Genomic DNA, 6,151 nt, shown 5'->3' with positions numbered 1-6,151 from the left:
CGACGGGGACACTGCTGGGATAACGCCCCTATGGAGCGGTTCTTCTGGAGCCTGAAGACCGAATGGGTGCCGACGAAGGGCTATAACAGCTTCAGCGAAGCCCAGGGCGCGATAATCCGCTATATAACGGGATATTACAGCGCTATCAGGCCCCACTGGTATAACGGCAGTCTGACGCCCAACGAATCTGAGCGGCTGTACTACTTACAGTCTAATGCTGTGGCCAGTATTAGTTGACCACTAGTCTTTGAAAGATAAGACCTTTCAATAACACGAAAGGCTAACTCATCAATATCTTTGCAACAGTGCCATAATGATCAGCATCCCCACAGTGCACTGGGATACTGCTCACCACGTGAGTATCGTCGACGGCGCGAGTCGTTAACTTAAGAGTGATCTGGTGTCTGGATTTATAGGGTCAAATCCACACCCCAAACTAAAAATGATTTACGCCGTCCCTACATGGAGGAAGTGGGTGACCAAACAACGGTGTTTGAATTTGGAGGGCTGAGGGATCGCCCGCGGGACTATATCGACTGGGTGATGCAGGGCGTGCTCCCGGAGGGAACAAACGTCGCCGATGTGATCACAGAGGATGCCCTAGACCTGCTTGCCACTCGCCTGAAGATCCCTCTTCAGATTGGACGTCACTTGGTGCGTACTTTTGAGACCGGGTTTGAAATGGGTGTAAAGCCGGTTGATGCCACGACGGTGGAAACAGTGATGTTCCGCCGGATAGATGACCTCGAACCTCAGCTGACCCGACATGGCTATGATATCCGCTCGCTGTGCGCGCAATTTGATGCCCGTCTTCCGGAAATCAGACGGCTGATGCGGGGCACTCTGAACTCTCAGCGCGCGAATGAACTAGTCAAAGAAATGCGGGCGGCCGGGTTGTCATTATGAACAGTTCTGACGTTTTCCCACGTCGGGCATCATATTGTCCTTATCCGGGATCCGGGCAGAGTTACCATGGAATATCACTCTCACAGGCAGGGATATGAACATTAACATTAACGGCGAAGCATCTTCAGTTGACGGTATCAGAGCGTCACACGTGACTGCGGTTGCTCAGCTTCCGCCTCATTTTTCTACTATTCTTTGCCAGCTGGCGCTGATGGGCGAAATGTCAAAAACGGCTCTGCAGGATAATCTTCACATTCTGGGTATCAGTCCCGCCAGCCACCGGCACATGAATTCCGCTGAGATGGACGATGCGCTGGCATTTCTGCAGCAGCAGGGCTGGCTGCAGAAAACCGATACCCGCTGGCGGCTCATTACAAACTGTGAAAATTCTGTATTTCTCTGGCTGCTGACGCAGCCGGACGCCCGGGACAGGGTGCTAAAAAATACCATGGACTTTCACCTGAGGGGGGGGCTGCACCCATACCGCACCCGGCTGTGGACCGCCATTCTGACAGGGGATACGGTCAGCCTACCGCAGCGTCTGACGGAGTGGATGGCTGGGTTTGATTATGGCTTTTCCACCCATCCGGCGGTCAGCCTGTTTGCGGACGATGCGGGCCGGGACATCTTCATCCGGCTGGATAAGAACATGCAGACCTTGCTGCTGGCCACTGCGTTAAGCGATGCCTGCTACCAGCTCAGCGACTGCACGAACATCTGGCTGTTTGCCCGCGATTATGTCTCCGTGCTGCCCGTTATTCCTGATGCATTGTGTGACCCGCTGGCCCAGCAGGCGTTATGGCGCGACGAGCGCGCGCTGCTGGATAAGTTGAAAAAACCGGTGCCCTGTCTCCTACGGTGACGGGCTGGACAGCCCTGTACCGCGGGAACCGGGAGGGCGTGATGGAAGCATACCGACAGATGCTCAGTCAGTACCGGAAAATGACGCGCAAACGTAAACTGCATCTGCCACCGCTGCAGTCAGTGATGGCCGCCCTTATGCTGTTAACCCGCGATGAGCCTGAACATACCCTCACGTTACGTGAACTGACACTCCATGCTATTGATAAGGGCTTTGGTATTGGATGGTCCTTGCTGCAGGGTCTGCTCCTGGAGCGAGGCGGAACATCTCCCTCACCCTCACCCCCGGCGAACATCGCCGGGCAGCTGGTTGGTATGTCCGGCGTTCTGCAGGCGCTGGTGCTGTACTGGCGGGAGGACGCCCCTGACCCGAATCAGCTCAGAAAGCGTCTGGAGATTTTTGCCGGTCAGCTGGAAAGCCGGGGATACAGACTACCGGCATATGAAATCCGCACGCTGCTGCACCTGCAGTTCAGCGCCCCGCCTCCGGGGCCGGTAGCCGACCGTTCTCCCCTGAGTGGACTCTGGCAGCGTAAGGCTGCCTGGGAATATGCGCTGGAGGCGCTGAGTCAGCTGACGCCGAAAAACAGCGACAGCACCTCCCGGCTGGCCTGGTTACTGAAGCTGGAACGCTACGGTGCAGAGCTGACCCCTCTGGAGCAAAAGCATAACAAACAGGGTTGGAGTAAGGGGCGGGCTGTTGCCCTGAAACGTCTTTATGAATCAGCCGATACTCTGCCCTGGTTAGTGGCTCAGGACCGGCAGGTTGCACAGCATATTCATTACACTTCAGGGTATTTTTACGATAATGGCAGATATCAGCTGGATACAGAATCCGCGCTGCCCCTGCTGGCCGGATACCCGGCGGTATTCTGGCATGATGCGCCGGACATCCGCATTGATATTGAATCCGGACAGGTCACCCTGAATCTTACCGAAGAAGACGACCATCTGACGCTGAAGCTGTCCCCAGCCATCCATAACGACCAGTACCTGGTCACCCGAAAGGAAACGCCAACCTGTCTGGTAGTATACCCGGTCAGTGATGAGCACCGGCGCATAGCAGCCATTGTGGATAAGGGCCTGCGTATTCCGGTCACGGCAAGGGAGAAAGTTCTGCAGTCGGTCTCCGCCATCGCGCCACTGCTTCCGGTTCAGACTGACCTGCCTGAGTTGGCGGCCCATATCCCGCACGTGCCGCCGGATGTCAAAATTTATGCCCACCTGCTGTCGCTCGGGGAAGGACTGCGTCTGCAACTGCTAGTTCGCCCCCTAGAAAACGATGCCTGGTTTCCGCCGGGACGGGGCAGTGAAGTGATTAAAGGTGAACGGGAGGGTCAGGCGGTACAGACCCGGCGGGAGCTAGAAAATGAGCGCCGAAAAATGCACCAGGTGCTTCATGCCTGCCCGCTGCTGGCGGAGACGGAGCAGGACAATACCGAATGGCAGTTCACCAGAACGCAGGATGCACTGGAAGCGCTAACACAGCTGCGTAGCACAGACAACCAGCTACTCGAGTGTGTGTGGCCGGAAGGTGAGCGTCTGCGTCTCGGCGGGCGCAGGGACATGCAGTCCCTGACGCTGAATATCCGGCGACAGGGAGAGTGGTTTGCCCTGAGCGGTGCACTGACGCTGGATGACGGGCGGGTGTTGGAGCTGCGTCAGTTGCTGACGCTTCTGCAGGAAAGCCGGGGACGTTTCATTCGTCTGGGAGAGCAGGACTGGCTCGCGCTGGATAACCAGCTGCGCCAGCGTCTGCAGCAGATAGCTCTGCTCGCCGGAAACGACGGAGAGGACCTGACCCTGAATGCGCTGACCCTGCCATTTATGAAGGCTCTTGCCGGTGAGGCGGGTCATCTTACGGGAGACCACGACTGGCACCGTCAGCTGCATGAGCTGGAGGCAAGGGAAAATCATCACCCGAAAATACCGTCCACGCTGCAGGCAGAGCTGCGTGACTACCAGCAGGAAGGGTTCTGCTGGCTGTCGCGGCTGGCACGCTGGGGTGTGGGTGCCTGTCTGGCGGATGATATGGGGCTGGGAAAAACCCTGCAGGCGCTGGCCCTGCTGCTCGAACGAGCCCTAGGCGGCCCGCAACTGGTGGTAGCCCCGACCTCTGTCACCCATAACTGGCTGAACGAAAGCAAACGGTTTGCCCCCGCGCTCAAGATGCATGATTACCGGTGCTGTCGCAGCCTTCCGGCCACCGGTGCCTTTGATGTGGTGGTGGTCAGCTATGGGCTGTTGCTGCAGGATGCGCAGACGTTTACCGACCAGCGGTGGCACAGCGTAGTGCTAGATGAAGCACAGGTCATCAAGAACGCACAGACGCAGCGCGCCCGGACGGTAACCGTGCTGAAAGCAGATTTCCGGCTGGCGCTGAGTGGCACGCCGGTTGAAAACCATCTGAGTGAGCTGTGGAGTCTGTTCCGTTTCCTTAATCCCGGACTGCTGGGTAGCCTGAAATCATTTAACCAGCGATTTGTCAGCCCGGCAGAGCAGGATGACAGGCTGGCTGCCATGACGCTGAAGCAGCTGATAAAACCCTTCATGCTGCGCAGAACCAAGGCGCAGGTACTTGATGAACTGCCACCCCGCACGGACGTGCTGCACCAGATACCGATGAGTAACGGGGAGCGTCACTGGTATGAAGCCCTGCGGCAACAGGCAGTTGAGCGTCTGAGCAATGGCGATGATATCAGCCCGTTGCAGGTGCTGACGGAAATCACCCGCCTGCGGCGGTTCTGCTGCAATCCGTCACTGGTGCTGGACGATGTTGCGCCGGAAAGCAGCAAGCTGTCCGCCTGTCTGGCAATTATCAGCGAGCTGCGGAAAAATCACCACAAGACGCTGGTCTTCAGTCAGTTTGTTGACCACCTGACGCTGCTGCGGACGGCACTGGACGGGCAGGGTATTGCCTACCAGTATCTGGACGGGGCCACCTCACCTGCGGAGCGTCAGAAGCGGGTGTCCGTCTTTCAGGCCGGAGAGGGCGACCTGTTTCTGATAAGCCTGAAGGCCGGAGGCACCGGACTTAATCTGACGGCGGCGGATTACGTCATTCACCTCGACCCGTGGTGGAATCCAGCTGTTGAGGACCAAGCCAGTGACCGGGCTCACCGTATGGGACAGACACATCCGGTGACGGTGTACCGTCTGGTGATGGAAGGGACTTATAGAGGAGCAGATGGTTGCCCTGCACAGCCGGAAACGACAGATGGCAGAGAATTTGCTGGAAGGGAGTGATGCCGTGGGCCGGCTTGACACACAGGCGCTGCTGTCTGTGCTGCAGGGTCAGTAGCCGCTAACGACTTCCCTCAGTGGGTTTTCTTGCGGAAAGAGAAGATGGAATTGATATTTAAGGCACCAGAAAACCGGCCGTTTTTCTGATGGTTTGCTTATTCTCAGCAAGGGTGCGCTGGCGGATCGGTAATGTAATTCAGAATCAGTTAATGTGATTTGATTCTCAGATAAAGTGATTTGAGATGGGTTTCCATTCTCACGCAATGTGGTTCGGAAAAGGGGTATTTATTGTGCGTCGGGCCGATCATCATGCGACTTCAAAATCGCACTGGTGGCACAGTCGATGCAGCCCAGCGTCAGCGTGGCACAGCTTGCCCGTGAAAATAACATTAATGACAATCTGCTCTTCAACTGGCGCCGTCGTTATCAGCAGGAGCTGCTGGCTGCACGGACAGACGCTCCACTCATGCTGCCCGTGACGCTCGCCGCTGAATCCGGCCCCGAACCGACGCATCCTCCCTCCGTTCTGAGCGACGACGCGCCCTGCTGTGAGCTGGTTCTTCCCGCCGGGACACTTCGTATCAGTGGAAAGCTGACGCCAGAGCTGCTTCACATGCTCATCCGGGCACTGTTGCAAAGATCTGGCGATGGTAAACTGATGCCACTGTTTAGTTGAAGGAGCAGCACATGAACCCATTTAAAGGTCGACATTTTGAGCGTCATATTATCCTGTGGGCCGTCCGCTGGTACTGCAAATATGGCATCAGTTATCGTGAGCTGCAGGAGATGCTGGCTGAGCGAGGGGTAAATGTCGATCACACCACGATTTATCGATGGGTTCAGCGTTATGCACCTGAGATGGAAAAGCGGCGGCGCTGGTACTGGCGTCAACCTTCCGGTTTTGGCTCATGGCATCTCGATGAAACCTACGTGAAGGTCAACGGACGCTGGGCTTATCTGTACCGCGCCGTCGACAGCAGGGGCTGCACCATTGACTTTTACCTGTCTTCACGTCGTCACACCAAAGCCGCCTATCGCTTTATGGGTAAACTTCTGAATAATACGAAGCGCCTGCAAATTCCACGGTTGATCAACACAGATAAAGCCCCGACGTATGGGCGGGCGCTGGCATTGTCGCTAC

At 56.6% G+C, this 6,151-nt stretch carries 6 protein-coding genes; all 6 read left to right on the top strand.

The window, feature by feature from the left end; all coding sequences use genetic code 11:
* Positions 1-237 (top strand): integrase core domain-containing protein (locus tag BBW68_RS03710; RefSeq protein ID WP_148127528.1); only part of this gene is annotated, 237 nt, incomplete at its 5' end.
* 252 nt (positions 238-489) lie between these two features.
* Positions 490-906: a phosphoribulokinase gene (locus tag BBW68_RS19495; RefSeq protein ID WP_245675199.1), complete on the top strand. Its 417-nt coding sequence runs from the start codon at positions 490-492 to the stop codon at positions 904-906.
* Positions 907-1,000: 94 nt separating this feature from the next.
* A complete protein-coding gene (locus BBW68_RS03700; protein ID WP_070134047.1) occupies positions 1,001-1,768 on the top strand; it encodes a hypothetical protein in 768 nt (255 codons plus the stop codon).
* A 41-nt stretch (positions 1,769-1,809) separates the two neighbouring features.
* Positions 1,810-5,013 carry a DEAD/DEAH box helicase gene (locus tag BBW68_RS19075; protein ID WP_070134046.1) on the top strand — a complete coding sequence of 1,068 codons (3,204 nt, stop codon included), beginning with the start codon at positions 1,810-1,812 and terminating at the stop codon, positions 5,011-5,013.
* Between the two features lie 262 nt (positions 5,014-5,275).
* Positions 5,276-5,686 carry an IS66-like element accessory protein TnpA gene (tnpA, locus tag BBW68_RS03690; RefSeq protein ID WP_276325373.1) on the top strand — a complete coding sequence of 137 codons (411 nt, stop codon included), beginning with the start codon at positions 5,276-5,278 and terminating at the stop codon, positions 5,684-5,686.
* A gap of 11 nt (positions 5,687-5,697) precedes the next feature.
* On the top strand, positions 5,698-6,151 hold a 454-nt coding region (locus BBW68_RS03685), incomplete at its 3' end, for an IS6 family transposase (RefSeq protein WP_083264709.1).

Origin of the sequence: Candidatus Erwinia dacicola (assembly GCF_001756855.1) — a bacterium.
In the GTDB taxonomy this organism is placed as follows: domain Bacteria; phylum Pseudomonadota; class Gammaproteobacteria; order Enterobacterales; family Enterobacteriaceae; genus Erwinia; species Erwinia dacicola.
This window is presented reverse-complemented; position numbering and strand designations above follow the sequence as displayed.